21 protein-coding genes are annotated in these 15814 nt (G+C 43.0%); all 21 read right to left on the minus strand.

Annotated elements, in window-relative coordinates; translation table 11 throughout:
• A partial coding sequence (locus H7198_RS01600; protein ID WP_274458060.1) for a prophage endopeptidase tail family protein occupies window positions 1-970 on the minus strand: 970 nt, incomplete at its 3' end.
• Window position 971: 1 nt separating this feature from the next.
• Window positions 972-1799 carry a phage tail domain-containing protein gene (locus H7198_RS01605; RefSeq protein ID WP_274458061.1) on the minus strand — a complete coding sequence of 276 codons (828 nt, stop codon included), beginning with the start codon at window positions 1797-1799 and terminating at the stop codon, window positions 972-974.
• Between the two features lie 11 nt (window positions 1800-1810).
• The gene (locus H7198_RS01610; RefSeq protein WP_274458062.1) at window positions 1811-5017 is read right to left on the minus strand and encodes a tape measure protein; all 3207 of its coding nucleotides are present in this window, start codon (window positions 5015-5017) and stop codon (window positions 1811-1813) included.
• Window positions 5018-5029: 12 nt separating this feature from the next.
• Window positions 5030-5194, minus strand: coding sequence for a hypothetical protein (locus tag H7198_RS01615; RefSeq protein WP_274458064.1), 165 nt, complete (start codon window positions 5192-5194; stop codon window positions 5030-5032).
• Between the two features lie 62 nt (window positions 5195-5256).
• Window positions 5257-5652, minus strand: a complete 396-nt coding sequence (locus tag H7198_RS01620) for a phage tail tube assembly chaperone (RefSeq protein ID WP_274458065.1) — start codon at window positions 5650-5652, stop codon at window positions 5257-5259.
• 78 nt (window positions 5653-5730) lie between these two features.
• Window positions 5731-6369 (minus strand): major tail protein, encoded by a 639-nt coding sequence (locus H7198_RS01625; RefSeq protein WP_274458066.1) that lies wholly within the window; start codon window positions 6367-6369, stop codon window positions 5731-5733.
• Window positions 6369-6734: a DUF806 family protein gene (locus H7198_RS01630; RefSeq protein WP_274458068.1), complete on the minus strand. Its 366-nt coding sequence runs from the start codon at window positions 6732-6734 to the stop codon at window positions 6369-6371. The genes H7198_RS01625 and H7198_RS01630 overlap by 1 nt, the downstream gene beginning before the upstream one ends.
• Window positions 6734-7153: an HK97-gp10 family putative phage morphogenesis protein gene (locus H7198_RS01635; RefSeq protein WP_274458069.1), complete on the minus strand. Its 420-nt coding sequence runs from the start codon at window positions 7151-7153 to the stop codon at window positions 6734-6736. Before H7198_RS01635 ends, H7198_RS01630 begins: the two co-directional genes overlap by 1 nt.
• On the minus strand, window positions 7150-7488 hold the full coding sequence (locus tag H7198_RS01640; RefSeq protein WP_274458070.1) for a phage head closure protein: 339 nt from the start codon (window positions 7486-7488) through the stop codon (window positions 7150-7152). Before H7198_RS01640 ends, H7198_RS01635 begins: the two co-directional genes overlap by 4 nt.
• On the minus strand, window positions 7469-7810 hold the full coding sequence (locus tag H7198_RS01645) for a head-tail connector protein (protein WP_274458071.1): 342 nt from the start codon (window positions 7808-7810) through the stop codon (window positions 7469-7471). The genes H7198_RS01640 and H7198_RS01645 overlap by 20 nt, the downstream gene beginning before the upstream one ends.
• A gap of 68 nt (window positions 7811-7878) precedes the next feature.
• Window positions 7879-9066, minus strand: a complete 1188-nt coding sequence (locus tag H7198_RS01650) for a phage major capsid protein (protein WP_274458072.1) — start codon at window positions 9064-9066, stop codon at window positions 7879-7881.
• 14 nt (window positions 9067-9080) lie between these two features.
• The gene (locus tag H7198_RS01655) at window positions 9081-9824 is read right to left on the minus strand and encodes a head maturation protease, ClpP-related (protein WP_274458073.1); all 744 of its coding nucleotides are present in this window, start codon (window positions 9822-9824) and stop codon (window positions 9081-9083) included.
• The gene (locus H7198_RS01660; RefSeq protein WP_274458074.1) at window positions 9821-10975 is read right to left on the minus strand and encodes a phage portal protein; all 1155 of its coding nucleotides are present in this window, start codon (window positions 10973-10975) and stop codon (window positions 9821-9823) included. The genes H7198_RS01655 and H7198_RS01660 overlap by 4 nt, the downstream gene beginning before the upstream one ends.
• Window positions 10975-11172: a DUF1056 family protein gene (locus H7198_RS01665; RefSeq protein WP_274458075.1), complete on the minus strand. Its 198-nt coding sequence runs from the start codon at window positions 11170-11172 to the stop codon at window positions 10975-10977. Before H7198_RS01665 ends, H7198_RS01660 begins: the two co-directional genes overlap by 1 nt.
• The gene (locus H7198_RS01670; protein ID WP_274458076.1) at window positions 11165-13048 is read right to left on the minus strand and encodes a terminase large subunit; all 1884 of its coding nucleotides are present in this window, start codon (window positions 13046-13048) and stop codon (window positions 11165-11167) included. The genes H7198_RS01665 and H7198_RS01670 overlap by 8 nt, the downstream gene beginning before the upstream one ends.
• Window positions 13049-13051: 3 nt before the next feature.
• Window positions 13052-13501, minus strand: a complete 450-nt coding sequence (locus H7198_RS01675) for a phage terminase small subunit P27 family (protein WP_274458077.1) — start codon at window positions 13499-13501, stop codon at window positions 13052-13054.
• A 193-nt stretch (window positions 13502-13694) separates the two neighbouring features.
• Entirely contained in the window at window positions 13695-14177 is a 483-nt protein-coding gene (locus H7198_RS01680; protein WP_274458078.1) for an HNH endonuclease, read from the minus strand.
• A complete protein-coding gene (locus H7198_RS01685; RefSeq protein ID WP_274458079.1) occupies window positions 14165-14341 on the minus strand; it encodes a hypothetical protein in 177 nt (58 codons plus the stop codon). Before H7198_RS01685 ends, H7198_RS01680 begins: the two co-directional genes overlap by 13 nt.
• Window positions 14342-14773: 432 nt before the next feature.
• The gene (locus tag H7198_RS01695; protein WP_274458081.1) at window positions 14774-14923 is read right to left on the minus strand and encodes a hypothetical protein; all 150 of its coding nucleotides are present in this window, start codon (window positions 14921-14923) and stop codon (window positions 14774-14776) included.
• 51 nt (window positions 14924-14974) lie between these two features.
• Complete coding sequence (locus H7198_RS01700) at window positions 14975-15181, minus strand: hypothetical protein (protein WP_274458082.1); 207 nt, start codon at window positions 15179-15181, stop codon at window positions 14975-14977.
• 180 nt (window positions 15182-15361) lie between these two features.
• A complete protein-coding gene (locus H7198_RS01705; protein ID WP_274458083.1) occupies window positions 15362-15811 on the minus strand; it encodes a DUF722 domain-containing protein in 450 nt (149 codons plus the stop codon).
• Window positions 15812-15814: the final 3 nt, after the last annotated feature.

The following is a 15814-nucleotide window of genomic DNA, read 5'->3' on the forward strand; positions in this document are numbered from 1 at the left end:
AGAAGTTCTGACGAGTATTATTCAGCGTTACTTGCGTGTTATGGGGAATAAACGGCGTGTCAACGATGGACACCACTTGTACAGCTGTTTTGATGTCACTTTCCGGGATAACCAATGTCCACTGTTCCCCCATTTGCACATCTTCCGTCTGGGTCGATAAAGTCAATGATAGTGACGGAACTGGGACTAACTTACGCTTAGCAGTCGCTGCACTCGCACTGGTATTGTTGTCCTTGTCGTTTTCAACACGTTCCCCATCACAAAGGCCCCATTGTTTAATGGAATCATCATCCGTCACATAGAACGGACTGAATTGTGGTGTGTCAGATGTCGATACGACCTGAACACGGTTCACAATAGTGGATGAGTCGTACTGCAGACTAATATCCGAAGAATTGTTCTGATAAAAAAAGGCCTTTCTTGTCGCTTTAACAAAATTGGCCTCACTATATAAAACAATGTGTTTGTTATCGGGAACGATAGCATAGACACCGAAAGAACTAGATATGGTGGATAAACCGTCCATAATCGAACAGTTACCAAAATCAGTAATCGTCTGGGTGCTGTTTAGATCCCCGACAACATCAAATGAATAATCAGTCACATCACTAGTCAGAAACGACAAAGCGCCCCAAATGTTATAAGTGGCATCGCCCTTATTCACATTATTCTGACGGCGTGCATTTAACTGATAGAACACATGGGTCGCCGTTACTTGAACGGTATGAATACCCTGTGCGTAACCGTCAGTCGCTTGTTTAATGATGTATTCTTGGCCGTTCCAAAAAATGCTGTTTTCAACAGTCAAAAGGTTAAACGATTCACTGCCATCATCGAACGATGTGAAGTCTAATTGGTAACTATTGTTCTTTTCCCAAGTCGTCTGAAAACTAGAAAAATCTAGTCCTGTTAGTGGTAACGTCCTTGTCTGGTCACGCGAACGAACCACTACTTTATCAGATGTGTACATTTTAAAAGTACAAGAATGGGAACGAGAACGTTACATCGAGATTCGATAGACCAGAAATCTGAATCTCATTGTTCCCTTTTTCCAGTTTAATGTGACCAAAGTCCGTATCAACTGCACCAGATTGTCCGTTGTAATACAGCGTGATGCCGTTCATGGCTAGTACATCGCTAGACCCCATGTTCACATTGGCTGTGAATGATGTCCCATTGGCCATGTTTTCAACCGTTACCGATGAACCAACTCCTTTGATACGAATAATCATATCGTGATGCTGTCGGTATGGGTCAATGGCTAGGTCGCTCGGATTGTTGACAACAAATGAGTTAGAAGTGAAATGATAGCTTGGAAGATTGTCCAAGTCTAAATTCATCCCGAACGCTAATTTATCCAAATTATCAGCCAATTCATCCGAATTAAACGGCGTGACCTTTGTTCCAGAAATCACTGTAAACGTGAAATTAACAACTGCATCATCAGCCCTATCTAGTGGATTGATGTCAGTCGGGTTAGCTAGTACCCAGACCGCTTTTCCGGGGTCGTCTGATGAACGAATCCGCATTGTTTTACGGCCGTACAATTCGCCTTGTAAGGCGCTCTTAGCAAGATTAAACTCTTGCCGTGTGTTTGCCTTAATCAGCATCGAAACGGTCGCTGTGGACGAGTTAAACGCTACTGTCTGCAATAACTGACCGTCACTGCCTTGGATAGAATTGTAAGCCGGTGTAATCTGTGGCGCACCCACGTTCATCTCTAACAAATCAATGTTCGGGTACTTGTCTGTCAAACAAAACTCCGTACCGTCTTTTGGCATGATATATAAATCTGACATATTTCCCCTTTCTAAGTCCGTTGCCAGTTTCGCATGGCATTATCCTTGGACATTTGCTGGTACAAACCAACTAATGAACCAGTTGACCCACTACCGGCCAATTGTTCCTTATTCACACCCAAGATGAGTGCCAATAGTGAAATAATCTGGTCGAGCTTTGAGCTATCGATAGATGATTGCTGTGATGTTGGTGTTGATCGCACTGAACTAGCTGACTGATTAAGCAAACCATAACCGTTTGATTCTTGAACACCAGAAACTGGAATAATCTCGCTTGGCTTGAAGTTATTAATCACGTTTGAAATGTTAGTTGTGCTATCACTGCCAACGATTCCACCGGTCGCATATTTCTTAATACCTTGCCTATCCATGATTTGCTTAGTATCCACACCAGAATAGATGCGAGTTCCAACAGGCAACGGCATGATAGCGTTACGCTGGTTAGACATCATCAATTCACCAGTTGGTAGGTGCATCAACTCTTTCCAGTCGGGACCGGTTCCATCGTTGACCATAACAATTTGGTTGTTTTCCTTAACAATTCCACCCATGGCGAAATGTGGAATCAACTTACCAATTGACTTACCGACCTTTCCAACAGTGTCGGAAATACCTTTAATGATGGATTTAACCTTATCAACAGCTCTTTCAACTGTGGAAGTAATTCCATCCCAGATGGCACTGAAGGCGACTGCAATGCCATGCCAAGCACCATTCCAAACACTCGAAATAGCACTTGTGGCACCAGAAATAATTGATTTCAAACCGTTCATTGCGCCAGATGCCACTGATTTGATACCGCCCCAAATTGAGCCGAACACTACACTAATGGCCGTCCAAATACCAGACCAAATCACCTGCAGGCCTTTGATTTCACCAGAAATAATGGTTGACACAACCTTAACCCCGGCTGAACCAACACCCTTCATTCCTGACCAAACACTGCTGAAGAATGATGCAATTCCACTCCAAGCGGAACTCCATGCACTAGCAATTCCTTTACATGCAGATGAGATAACTTTTCCAATAGCTCCCATCACGTCACCAATGAAACTGCCCATTTTACCAAACACTTGACTGACCGTCTTACCTAGACCGTCAACAAATTCACGGAATGGCTTGCACTTTTTGTAAGCAACGGCAAAAGCCGTTGATACCAGTGTCAGAACTGTTAAGAAAATACCTAATGGGTTCGCTTTTAGCACCGCATTAAATGCTTTTTGAGCAACTGTCATAACTTTGGTTGCAGCAGCCGATGCCTTACTTGCCAAAGTTGTTGACTTAATCATCTTCGCAAGGTTTTGGAACGACTTGACCCCGTTGTTAATAACGGTAAAGCCTTTCATTGCTGCAATCGTACCCTTGAAAGCAATGCCAAGTCCAATGATTGCCACACTTAACACCTTAAAAGTTGTTTTGTGTTTAGTTGCAAACTTTCCTGCTTGAATAAGTGCCGGAACTAGGATTTTAATCATTAGTCCACCAGTTGACATGGCCGAACCGCCTACCGCTTTAATTCCTTTAGCTAAATCAACAATGTCATTGGCGTGTTTTGAAACGTAATCGCCAAATCTAGCGACTGCGTTTGTTGCTCGTACCATGGTATCGTTGGCAAATGTTTCGAAGTCCTTGCTTTTGAACGATTTACCAAAAGCGGCCGTGATCGTGCTAAACGTTTTGCTTAACTGGTCACCAAACTTTCCAAACAGTGCGACCGTTCGGTCATCAGCTACCCAATTTGAAACCGCTTTGAAAAGTGGACTTTTAGTCGCCAAAATTGGTGCGGTAATTGAACCTGCCAAAACCTTACTCTGTGACTTAATACGCCGTTCCATTCCAGTGAATGTTGAAAGCATATTTTCAGAGGCCGATTTATAGTTATCGCCAAGTTCATTGATTACCTTTGTAGCGTCATCAGCACTAATCTTTCCTGCTGACATTTGGTCACGCAATTGTGACATTGTCAGGTTTGAATTGTTTTGTACCTTCTTTTCGTACTCAAGAAGTTTTTCACCGTACATTGGCAGTTGGTCGGAAATCATGTTGAAATCGCCAAGCTGCAACTTAGATGACGTCATCATGTGCGTGAAATTAAGGCCCAGGCGTTCAACTTCTGCTGAACCCATTCCTAATGTATCGGCCAACGTAAGCATAGAACCAGTTAATTGCTGGGTTGGCTCTTTTTGATTGAAAACGTGGTAGAACTGTTGCTGCAATTCATTGACGACATCGTTCGACTGTCCAAAGGCCTTGGACATTCCGTTAATTGACTTAACCATGTCTTGACCTTTTTCAGCAGAACCAGTCAACGTTTCCCAAGTGGCGCCCATAACTTGCTGTTCTTTGTTGAAATCAGCACCCGCATGGGTCATCGCAACAATTCCGCTTTTAGCGGACGTAACGCCATTTGTAAACGCACTAGACAGTACATTTGCACCAAAAATTTTCGCGAACATGTGATTCGACTTATTGATCGCCTCATTCATCTTCGTTAATTTTTCACGTGTCTTGTCAAGACTGGACGTGTTTAGCTTAATACCACGAGAGTTCATGGTCTTAATCTCTTTGTTCGCCTCGGCAATTTTGGCTTTCATTTGAGCAACGCGCAGTTCTTGTTTCTTGTAAGCCTCCGAGTTTTTGTCGCCAGATTCTGACAACTTATTCAACTCGGACTGCTGAATCTTCAAGATGCTGTTTAGACTCTCACGGGTCTTTTGTAGACCAGACAACTTAGCCTTGTTAGCCTCGTTTGTTTTACCCTCAGCCTCTAGTGCTTTCACATTGGCGTTGGTCATCTCGGTGTTGTGCTGGATGTCGCCATTCAACTTTGACAAACCAGACGACTGGTACTTATATGATTCACTAGCCTTGGTCAATTGACCATTGTAGCTGTTTAATTGCCGTTCAGCTTTCGCCAATTCTGCGGTCAAATAGGTCTGCAAATCTTTACCCTTTTGAGTGTCAGTATTGACATTACCAAGGGCAGTTTTAAGACTATCAACCTTTTCCTTTTGCTTAGCGACCGTATCGGTAAGCCCGTCATACTTGGCTTTTGATGCACCAACAGCATCCCCTGCTGACTTCATCTGTGCTTCTTGCACTTTCCAAGCGTTGTTGGTGGACTTAACTTCTTGCCCCAACTCCTTTAGCGAACTCTTTGCTTGGCTCACATCAAGAGTTAGGTTGGTCGCCATTTCTGTTGCAATTTTATTAGCCATTTATACCTCCTTTCATATTTTCTGCGCAGTCTTGCCGTCCGAGTTAAGGCCCATTGAACGCAAGAAAGCACCCGTTGATAATGGTCGGTCTTTCTTTTCTTTAGCGTTCATGATTTCGGCCATTCGGTAATAGTCTTGCTGATCAAAGTCACTCGGCAAGATGTGCAATTCAGACAATGCCTGTTGGTAGGTATAATCGAAATCTTTTAGCGCTTCGTCAAAGAAATCAAAACGCTGGGTTAGGCTTTTAAATCGTCCACCTCTCCCGTATTTTCTTCGGGTTCTACCTTTAAGATGGCCGATGTAATCTTAGTGGATAAATCAATGGTTTCATTGAAATCAAGATTATCGAGCTTTTCTTGATGCTCTTCATCAAGTCCAAGCATGTCAGTGATGTATTCTTGCGTGTTGGCCATGTTTTCCAACATTGAAGTGAACATCGTGTCCACTCCCTTAGCTGCGCTAGTATCATCAGACGCCTTTTCCATTTGTTTTTGCATCTGGGCTTGCTTGACCTGCAAACGAGCCTGTCCACGCTGAAACTCAAAGGTCTTGCGCATGTTCGCGTTCGTTTCTTTGATTTCAATCTTCTTCCGGATACCTAATTCTTGTAAAACACTAATTTTAACTGTCATAATTTCTCCTTAACGATATTTTGGCGGCCTAGAAAGACCATAATAAAAAGCCGACCGTTAGGCCGACCTGTAAAAAAATCACTTGGATGGTGTTACTGGCGTAACAGATGATGCAGTGGTTGGGAAGATTTCAGAGAACATTTGGTCCTTGTTAAATCCTTGCTCTTCTGAGAAGTAATACTTACCAAAGCCATCGTCCCCACGTTCGATGTGTCCGAATGTCAACGCATCAGTTGTGCGCTTTTCAGCTGCATCGTTCGTTGCCATATTTTGGCTTGGTTCAGTAACAACGGCTGCGTAGAAACCAACGTAAACAGGTTGTGTTTCATCAAAGGCGTCTGCTGATTCAACCAGCAAAGCGATGCGGTTGTTAGAGTTTGACTTACCCGTGATGCCGTAGCCACCCTTGCCATCGGATTGGTTTCCAATCATGCGCTGCTTAATTTCAGCAGGCAAGTGGTTGACCGTCAAAACAGTCTGCACGTTACCCTTAGCGGCTGACTTGTAAACAATCTTGTTAGAACCGTAAATGTCAGACAAAGCACCTTGTAGGTTGGTCATGTTAGCAGATGCCAAACCATAAGAAGTTGATTCATCAATCAAGAACTTTCCGTCCTTGTCGTTGACGTCGCCGTTGATACCGTCAACGCCTGTGATAACTTTGAAATTGCTATCAACACGTGCTACCCAAGCACGCTTAATACCCAATGTTGCCATTAAATACCTCTTTCTGTCTTACCGACGATTATTGTTTGATAGTCTTGAGCGGTATCTGGGTCTTGAATCCGACCACGCACCGTTTCGATGACATATCCGTTTGAAATTAAAAAGCGCATCAGATTTAACTCAACCGAGTCGTAATCTAATTCGCTTTCTGTGCTGTAATAAATTTGAATTTCTAGGTCGTACTGCATGGATCTAAACGCATTTGACCCAAAGTCCTTTAGTTGTTGCGTGCTGTCACGCATGAAAATGAATGTGCTATTGTTTGGCGCATCGTCTGGAATTGCTTTGATATAGGTGTTATCCACCCAATCAAAATGGCCATCTAATAACCCATATAAGTTGCTTAATGCTGTCATTATTTAGCCTTTCTCGCTTGGACCTTAGACAAAGCCTCTTGAATAGCGTTTGAAGTGACGTCTTGATACTGCACTTGAGCCTTATCTACAAATGAATTTCCCTCCATTTTTGACGTGCCATCGTTTACAAAACGGGCAATACGAGCATGATTAACACCGTCTGAACCTTTTTTAGGAAAGCCAACGGCTGTGTTACCCATGCTTTTACTTTCATCTTCCAATCTCCCTATTTGAACGGAATCTCGAAGATGAATCATTTTGCCTTTACGCTTTGAGTTATAAGGTGTGTCTGGTTTCAAATGGTCAGCGAAAACATCAGCACCAGCTTTTGTCACTTCTTCACGCTCTTCCACTGTTAGATTGACCAGCCCACCTACCTTGTTTAACCATCCCCCTAATTGACTTTCAAAATCGCTCATGGCTTGGTTACCACCTTGAGTGTTAATAGGTCAAAGGTTTCACGCATAGAACGGTTATCTGGACTGAACAAAACAAACTGATAGACCACGTCTTTGATACGAACCCGTAAGTCGGGCGTAATCGCACCATCATGACGAACAGCAATCTGCTTTGTGTCTGTATCAGTGACACCAATCAATTGATATTGCTGATTAAAGGTCTGATTACGCCAGCCAAACCAACGCGAAAACTTAGGCGTAAACGTTGGAACAGGATTACCATTCTTAGGGTTCGGAACTGTTTTATAAGTTCCAAACTCACACCTATCTGTGAATTCAAGTGGGTTGATTTGCATTGGTTTCATCCTCCACAAACTTCGCATACTCGCCTTGTAATTGACTGACAATTGATTCAACCGCCAGTTCGATTGGATAGGACTGAACGAGTGACAAGGCCGTTCGGTATGAGTAATAAGCACTCGCTTGAGCAATCACTGCCACCCTAATCAACTCAACCACGTTCGGTTGGTCGTAAAAGGCTGGCTTATCGTTTCCAACAGCGTTTTTGATATAGCTTTCGGCTGCAATAGCATAGCCACGCAACAACGCATCATCTGCGTTCGTGTCAACACGCAAGGACAGTTTCAAATCATCAATTAATACTAGTGGTTCAATCATCTGTCCCCCTTAATGCCGCCCCATTCTGCTTGGGTACTGTGTATTTATTCGGCGACAATTAAACTAAATTAGTTTGATGTCTTTGGTGTTGATGCAGCAACTGACTTGAATGAGCCAACAACGACTGCGGCTTGGTCAACCAATTCAACATCGAAACGGTCGATAACACGCAACTTAGTTGTGTCAGTTGTAAAGGCATCAGCCCCAACGTTCGTCGTAGCGATTGACATTTGGTCACGATCAAACAAAGTGATAGCTTGTGACAAGTCACCAAAGACCAATGGGTTAGCACCAGCAACAGCTGGGAAGAAACGGTCAGCCAAAACCTTAACTTGCTTACCTTCCATTACGTGGGCATCAGCTTGTTGTGGGTCTTGAGTGATAAGGTACTGACCGTTACCGTCCTTCATCTTTGCCAATTCTGCGAAACCAGATTGGTTAGTGAAGAACATTGAAGTTTGAGCGATAGCTGGGTCCAAAGCTGTGATAGCCATGTCCTTTACATCGTCATAAGATGCAATCGTTGCCTTCTTTGGCAATGCTGGCAATTCGGCCAAGATAGCTGCGTTACGAGTAACAACAACCTTCTTTGAAATCCATCCAGTCAACCAAGCCAAGATGTTTTCAGCTGAATCTGAAAGCAATGAGTTCGTGATTGTCGTCATACCTGCGTAGCGCTTGATGAGGTACTTGATGAGTGACAACTTAGGGTCGTCGTTTGCTGGGATAACACCATCTTCGGCATCCAAAACAGTCAATGGTGTCATGTCAGCTGACTTTTCAATTACACGTGAACCAGAAAGAGTGCTTACCTTTTCCACGTTGACGTATTCTTGCAAAGAATCAAATTCACGAACCAATGAACGGATAGCAGTCTGGGCATCAACTGGGATAACCAAACCAATAGCGTTTCCATTTTCATCAGTAGATGAGTTCAATTCGTTCTTAAATGGCTTACCTGCCACCATGTTCTTGAAGTCTTGAATGAAAGTGTTCTTCTTGGCTTCTTCCTTAGCAGTCAAAGGCTTCTTTTCAGCGTTCATAACTTCCGCTGCCTTAATATCTGCTTGAGCTGATTCCAAGTTTTCCTTTGCCAAGTCACGCTTAGCAACAGCATTCTTGATTTCAGCTTGCTTTGCTGTGATTTCTTCGGCAGTAACTGCATCGTTAATTGCCATTGCTTGAGCTTCTGCTCGCAAATCTGATACCTTTTGTCCGGCATCAGTAAACGTCTTTTGAAGTGCGTTAATATCCATGTTTTCTTCTCCTATTAGTTAAATGATTGCAACAAAATAGCCGCTTTCTGATTTCGTAAATCGGTCAAGCGACTTTCGTTAGTTACTTCTTCAATTTTTGATTTTTCCGTCTTTTCTGACGTGGCTGGTTCAGCCTTTTCTCGTTCGGCTTTCGCCTTTAAGTTGATGAACTTTTCAACTGCTGTCTTAGGAATAATTCCGGCCGTTGCGTTCATCAATTGTGGTGCTTGCTGTTCTTGGAACATGATGTTGTCAGCAAATCCCTTGTCAACAGCATCCTTAGCGCCTAGCCAAGTTTCATTGCTCATCATATTCAGCAACTGTCCTTGATCAATACCCGTCTTTGCTTCATATGCCGATGCAATTGATTCGTCAATTCCTTGCAAAGCGTTAATCGTCTTGGCCATATCATCTTGATTACCCTCCGCCATTGTTGACGCTTGGTGAATCATAATTTGAGCAGTTGGACTGATGTTGACCGTGTCCCCTGCCATAGCGATTACTGATGCAGCCGATGCGGCAAGTCCTTGAATATTGACCACCACGTTTCGGTCATCTGCTCGCAAGACTGAATAGATTTCAGATGCTGCGAACACATCCCCACCGTTTGATGCGATGTTAATTTGAATATCATCCCCATCGTTGTCGGCCATTTGTTCAATAACTGATGCCGGGTTGACACAAGTCATGTCCAGCCAGTCGTAAATCATGGCCGATTGGTCGTCTACGATTGGCCCTTTAATATCAATAACTGTCATTGGTTATCCTCCTTTCCTGTTGTTTCACTCGGAATGTCTGGCATGTCGCTAGGCAAGTAACCCGAGTTTTTCAACAGCCATTTAGCCTCTTCCGGACTAAGCATTCCATTGCTTTGGAACGTTGCAATGTTCGTGGTGTAGTCAGTGTTGACTGGGTCAATCGCTGGCTTAATGTCAATTGACACGTTCGTTCCTAATTTGTTTTTAAGTTCCGATATAACGGCGTTTGCAAATCGCATTAGTGACTTTGCATATTCACCTGCCATCATCGCTACTGATGATTGTTGGTCGCCTGTCCCGTTAATTACGGAATCTGGCACGCCGTAGACTTTGGCAATCTGCTTACCTGTCCAATCAGTCTGGGACAAAATCGACATCACATCAGACTTCAGTTCCAGTGGCTGGTATTCGGACAACTTATCCAAGACAATTGGTCCACCGTTTGAGTTGTCTACCTGTGCTTTAAACGCACGGGAAACAGCAGACTTGGTCTTAGCATTTAGCATTCCAGAATCGACTTTCAGAACGCCATTTGACATCACCGACTGTGCCAGTGCCTTTAAGGTCAGCTTGTTTGAACCGTTTTTAATCTGGAACTCGGTTGCCAATGCCTTGAGCGGACTAACACCCGTTGCCCCACCGTTTTGGCTAAGCAATCGGAAGTGAATCATGTCATTAGCTGGAATTGCCTGCATGTAACCGACATCTGGACTGTCAAAACTTGCGTTGTAATACAAGCCAGAGTAGTCAGACACCGCATTAACAGTGACTTGGCTTGGTCGCAAGTATTCCCAGCGCTGGTCGTTACCGTTGACGTTGCGCCATCGGTAGACGAATGCTTCTCCACCGAGCAACAATTGAGCGAAAACACCTTGCCAAAAAGCGTGTGCGTTCGTCCAGTCGTTACTGGGGTTGTCAATCATCGCCTGTGCCTGCTGTTTGTCAGCGTGTAAGACTGCCGATGCTAGGTCAGCACTCAACTGATAGACGACCGAATAGACATCTGAGTTTTGCAGTGCTTTATCCGCTTGGATGTAGTCGTTTTGACTATCATCAACATTTAAAAAGTTGACAATATCAGCCGAATCGAAACCAATTTCTTGCCCATTAGGAACTACTAAGCCATTTGTAAAACTTGGCTTAAATAGCATTAACTTTTACCTCCTTGTTCGTTTGTCTGCGCCAGCATCTCACTTGCCAGCGCGATTAACACTGATGAAATGGCTAATGATAGCCATAACCAGCGAATACCAAAGGAATATGCAAAAATATTGGCGAAAATCAGTGCAATTAGGAAAAAAAGTGCATCAAAAAAGCCCCAAAATAGGGCTAAAAATTGCTTAATCATCTGTTAAATACTCCTTTGGAATGCCCCATTGCTCTAATAATTGGGCGTTTTTTTCGTTATCAGACAGCCTATCGTAGGCTTTATCTGGGTCATTTACGGTCGAATAGGACTCAAAATGGTACATTGCTTGATAAAAAGCATCAATAATTGCATCGACAACATCAATTTTTAACGTTGCTTTAGCCTTATCGACCTGAATACCAATCTTATCTTCGACAACGCGCGCGTTGATCAGTGCCTTTTCCATAATCTTGTCGTCGAATCTGGTCAATGAACCCTCGACTAGTGACGACTGCAAGAACTTAGTTGGGTCTTTCAGCTCTGATGTTCGCTGACGAACTGCCAACAAAGGCCAAGAACTATTGTTCTCTAATTGCTTAATCGCTGGTGTTGCTCCCCACGCATCGTAACCAAAAAAGACCACATCTAACTGGTGGTCTTCAACAAATTCTCGTATCCATTGATAAACTTGGTCGTCGTTAATCAATCCTTGGGGATGAGATGTGATTGTGCAATATCCGAGTGCTTCAAGATGTCGGTATTCGATACCGTCTTGCTTTTCTTTGGCTTCAATCGAGCCTGCTTTCTCCCAAGGAATGAAAGAGTGCTGGAAGATGTGCCACTTCTTTTGTTCTCCGTCCATATAGGGGAAAACAAATGCGATAGCCGTGTTATCACTGAACATTGAGTAATCAAACCCGATATAAACTTGCTTGCCGTCAATGTCGAACTGCTCATCGGGGATGATTGACTTCTCAATATCAGACAACTTCAAGAATGCGTTCGTTGATTCTTGCAACCACATGTTCAAGTTCTTATTTTGGAAGTCTGATATAGTCCCTGACAGCGCGTCAGAATCTCGTTTGTCTGTAAGTCCACTGATAAGGTTCTGTCTTTGGTCTGACAATCCTAATAATGGATTCGACTTAGGCCAAGTATCAGGCTTGAATGTTTCTTCAAGTGAATCTTGGGACCAGATAAGGCCGAGATAGGTATCTGCATCTCGTTTCCAGTCTTGTTCCATTGCCTGCTGTACCATTCTTTGGTCATCGTGGAACGGAACATTGGGATTTGGATAGGCGGTACTAATCTGGACGAACTGTCGATTTTTAACTTTGACTTGCCCTGAAACAATCTTACTGATACGTTCCCGACTTGTGATTTCACCAATTTCATCAACAATGGCTGTTGTAAAGTGGTACGAATCATACTGCCCAGATTCGTGTGAGATGGCTCGAATCACATTGTTAGGACCTTTCATAATAACTTGGTCGTTTTGCACGGCCAAGTCCACCTTTTCGGCCAATGCTTTGAACACATCTGATTCAGCCAGTGAATTCAACATGGTGCGAACATAGCCAAACAACTTCTTTGTCTGTTTAAAGTTAATTGATGAAACTAAAAAGTCCTGGTTTTCTAAACCAAGACTTTCAATCAGATATGAGTAAGCCATAAGAATGGCCATTAGATATGTTTTACCTTGCCCACGTGCCACCGACACAATAGCACGACTAAAACGCTTTCCGCCTTGCTGATCACGCCAACCAATTAACTGGGTAAGAATAAACTCTTGCCATGGCATCAACTCAGTTGGTTCGCCAGTGTCAACATTGGGACACATTGATGCGAACTTTAAAATCTGTTCAGCTTTCTTAGTGTCGTAAACGAAACGGAAGTCGTCTTGTCCTTGCCGTTGCAAGTCCCGAATGTGACGAAAACTAGCCAACTTAATCAAGTAGCCTGCCTGCACTTTACCGTCCAAGACATCCAGTGCGTACTTTGTTCCGTTATCAGTATACTTACTACGCAACTCTGCGATATTCAATTGTTCAAAAGCGCCATTCACATCATGGCTAACTGTTAAATCAATTTTCATCTGTTATCCAAATAGCTTCTTGATGGCAGCTACTGACTCGCCATCCCCTTTATCAATTGCATCAAACAATTCCTTACGTGACTTAGGTGTCAGACCCAATTCACGACTAATGTTGTTCAATGATTTAATCGCATCATTGTAGATGCTTGTCATTGGGTTGCGTTTAAACCCTTTGAAGTCTTTTCCAATGGCTTCGCCCAAATTATTCTGGACTGTATCGTAAATCGGTTGCACTTCTCCGTTTTCTTGGATGTGCTTGTAGGCGTTTCGATACAATTCGTACTGTGTGCAGTACATTTCAATCAACTTTGCATCAGATTTCTTTAATTCTTTGATTTCACCCAAAGCCGAAACGATTTGGCGCCATGTCGTCTTTGCTTGAACACTCATATAGGCTGGTGGGTCTTGGCTCAAGCCATTTTTAGTGTAGCGTTTGCGCTTGTTTTCGGTCATTTGCCAATTTCCTTTCTGGGTCAGTCAGCCCCTTAATAAAAAAGTTTCAAAATTCGATTTTTATTTAAGACGACGATATGTGTGCGCTCTCTTCGCCAGACCGACAGGGGCGGGGGTGTGTTGCATTTTTATTATAGTTTAGTGTAGTTACACTGCTACAAAATAAAAACGCTTAAATCGTCTTATATGGCGTTTAAACACTATTCATTAATTTGTTGATTAAAGCGATGTCAGTGATTGGTCGTACAGGCTTTAATTCTCGCCCATTTCCCGTTCCATAATATCGTTGCTCAAACCTGGTCTTCTTTGTGTGACAAGACGGACAGACGACTGCTAGATTGTCTAGCTTAGTCGCCAGTCCTTGGTCTGCTTCTACTGGTACGATATGATCGACAACCTTAGCTGGTGTCACAACAGCAGACAGTCGGCAGTATTGGCAAACGTAATGGTCACGCTCCAACGCTTGTTGTCTAAGGTGAACCCATTGTCTTGTTCGATAGAAAGCGTACTGATTTGATTTGTTCTCATCCTTGTGTCTTGTTATCTGGTTGTATCGTGAGTAGTCACGCTTGGGCTTGTCGTCCTTGGCTAGGTACTCATGTTGTTTGCAGTAACGTGACTCATACGCCACCATCTGATGACAACCATTTGCTCGACAGCGTTTCATTCTCGGCATTTGTACCAACCTACCAATAAGAACAGCACAGCCAATGCGATGAAGAAACCAACACTACCAAACAACCAGTAGGCAAGTACCAACAGCGCAACGACTGTGACGAATAAGAATTCAAAGAACGAGAAGATTAAATAGAATCCGAGTAGTCCTAATATCAATAACATCAAATAACCTCGTACGTTCGCTTGAATATGTCTGACTTCACAGGCCATTGTTCTCCCTTAATGCCAGTGATGATGTAATCACCAATATTCGCCTTCATCGTTCCTTCAAGCGTTTCGATATATTCAGTATGTTCGGCAATACGTGCTTCACATATAACTGGTTTTTTTCTGACTAACATCATTTAATTCCTTTTATTTTAATCAAATCATCAACGTCTGGGTCAAAAACTCCGTACTTACCGGCATAAAAGTTAGGCTTAAATAAATTCTTAGGGTAATTACCACCGAATGACTTATTGTCTATATTCCCATAACTACCGGAGTAAAAAGCCCAGAGTAAATATAGACCATTTTGTATTTTTAATCGCGTAGGATTTTCAAGGTTGCTAATCAAATAATTAACTATCCTATACTTGTTAGTTGCATAATTCATTACAATGTTACCCCGAACCACAAAAACTTAGCACCAATGATTATGACACCAGTTGCACCGGCAAGCAGTCCAGCCAATAACGTGTAGGCAACCGCGTTCGCCATGTATGCCATTGTCTTTGTGACCTTAAGCTTCAAATAATCTTTCATGCTTTTCTCCAAATAAAAATGGTCATTTCCAATTGGAAACAACCACTGTGTTTAATCTTTCAACCAAGACATGTGTTGCGAGTAATTAACACCACCTTTCTTCAAATCACGGCGCATTTGATTTCGTCGACGTTGCTTTTGAACGTCACTTTGTTGACTCAACTTAATCTCACGTCGATTAACTTCGCTCGACTTCTTCGCACGGATCTGTGATCGTTGGTGCTTATCTAAATAGATGCCTTCGTATTCTTCGTACATTCTTGTTCTCCTATGTATGAACAAGGCAACCCGTCGACTAAGTAAAATAAATAAAGAGTTCGATTGGGTGCTTGTGGCGTTTGCCTTGTTCTTTGTTGTATTTATATAAAATACTACTCTACTAATTTAACACGGTTTTTAGGGTCATTCGGGCATTAAAAGTGTCAAAAAAGTGACGCCCTAAACGTTTCTGTTATAAGTATACTTGGTAACTAGCTCACGTGTGTACCAGACTGACTGCTTGAACATCTGTTTGATGTTGTGCATTTGTCGCTTGCATTGCCGTTCTGATTTACACATTCGGTTCGCCACTTCATACCACGGATAGCAATTTCTTTTGTCATATCGGTAGTGCAATAGTGACAACGAACCTTCGTCTAGCGTTAAACAAAAGTCAGTCATTGACCGTTGCTTGCGTTCTAATGATTGAATCAGTGGGTTTGATTCTTCACGGATAAGGTTACCTTCAACCAAATCACGTTGCCCGTTCCGCCGACTTCCTCGACTACCACCGATGTTCTCGTCACCGTTTCCGACACGTTGCCGTATTTCCCATTTCAAGTAGGTTAACTGGCGTTCAGTTAGACCTGTGAAGAACTCTGAAAACAAACGGTCTACTTCGTCTGCCAATTA

Source organism: Fructobacillus sp. CRL 2054 (assembly GCF_028764065.1).
Classification (GTDB): Bacteria; Bacillota; Bacilli; order Lactobacillales; family Lactobacillaceae; genus Fructobacillus.

Excerpts from the sequence above, each read along its gene's own strand:
- H7198_RS01605 (WP_274458061.1), bottom strand. The coding sequence starts at position 1,799 with ATGTCAGATTTATATATCATGCCAAAAGACGGTACGGAGTTTTGTTTG.
- H7198_RS01610 (WP_274458062.1), bottom strand. The coding sequence starts at position 5,017 with ATGGCTAATAAAATTGCAACAGAAATGGCGACCAACCTAACTCTTGAT.
- H7198_RS01620 (WP_274458065.1), bottom strand. The coding sequence starts at position 5,652 with ATGACAGTTAAAATTAGTGTTTTACAAGAATTAGGTATCCGGAAGAAG.
- H7198_RS01625 (WP_274458066.1), bottom strand. The coding sequence starts at position 6,369 with ATGGCAACATTGGGTATTAAGCGTGCTTGGGTAGCACGTGTTGATAGC.
- H7198_RS01630 (WP_274458068.1), bottom strand. The coding sequence starts at position 6,734 with ATGACAGCATTAAGCAACTTATATGGGTTATTAGATGGCCATTTTGAT.
- H7198_RS01635 (WP_274458069.1), bottom strand. The coding sequence starts at position 7,153 with ATGAGCGATTTTGAAAGTCAATTAGGGGGATGGTTAAACAAGGTAGGT.
- H7198_RS01640 (WP_274458070.1), bottom strand. The coding sequence starts at position 7,488 with ATGCAAATCAACCCACTTGAATTCACAGATAGGTGTGAGTTTGGAACT.
- H7198_RS01645 (WP_274458071.1), bottom strand. The coding sequence starts at position 7,810 with ATGATTGAACCACTAGTATTAATTGATGATTTGAAACTGTCCTTGCGT.
- H7198_RS01650 (WP_274458072.1), bottom strand. The coding sequence starts at position 9,066 with ATGGATATTAACGCACTTCAAAAGACGTTTACTGATGCCGGACAAAAG.
- H7198_RS01655 (WP_274458073.1), bottom strand. The coding sequence starts at position 9,824 with ATGACAGTTATTGATATTAAAGGGCCAATCGTAGACGACCAATCGGCC.
- H7198_RS01660 (WP_274458074.1), bottom strand. The coding sequence starts at position 10,975 with ATGCTATTTAAGCCAAGTTTTACAAATGGCTTAGTAGTTCCTAATGGG.
- H7198_RS01665 (WP_274458075.1), bottom strand. The coding sequence starts at position 11,172 with ATGATTAAGCAATTTTTAGCCCTATTTTGGGGCTTTTTTGATGCACTT.
- H7198_RS01670 (WP_274458076.1), bottom strand. The coding sequence starts at position 13,048 with ATGAAAATTGATTTAACAGTTAGCCATGATGTGAATGGCGCTTTTGAA.
- H7198_RS01675 (WP_274458077.1), bottom strand. The coding sequence starts at position 13,501 with ATGACCGAAAACAAGCGCAAACGCTACACTAAAAATGGCTTGAGCCAA.
- H7198_RS01680 (WP_274458078.1), bottom strand. The coding sequence starts at position 14,177 with ATGCCGAGAATGAAACGCTGTCGAGCAAATGGTTGTCATCAGATGGTG.
- H7198_RS01685 (WP_274458079.1), bottom strand. The coding sequence starts at position 14,341 with ATGTTATTGATATTAGGACTACTCGGATTCTATTTAATCTTCTCGTTC.
- H7198_RS01695 (WP_274458081.1), bottom strand. The coding sequence starts at position 14,923 with ATGAAAGATTATTTGAAGCTTAAGGTCACAAAGACAATGGCATACATG.
- H7198_RS01700 (WP_274458082.1), bottom strand. The coding sequence starts at position 15,181 with ATGTACGAAGAATACGAAGGCATCTATTTAGATAAGCACCAACGATCA.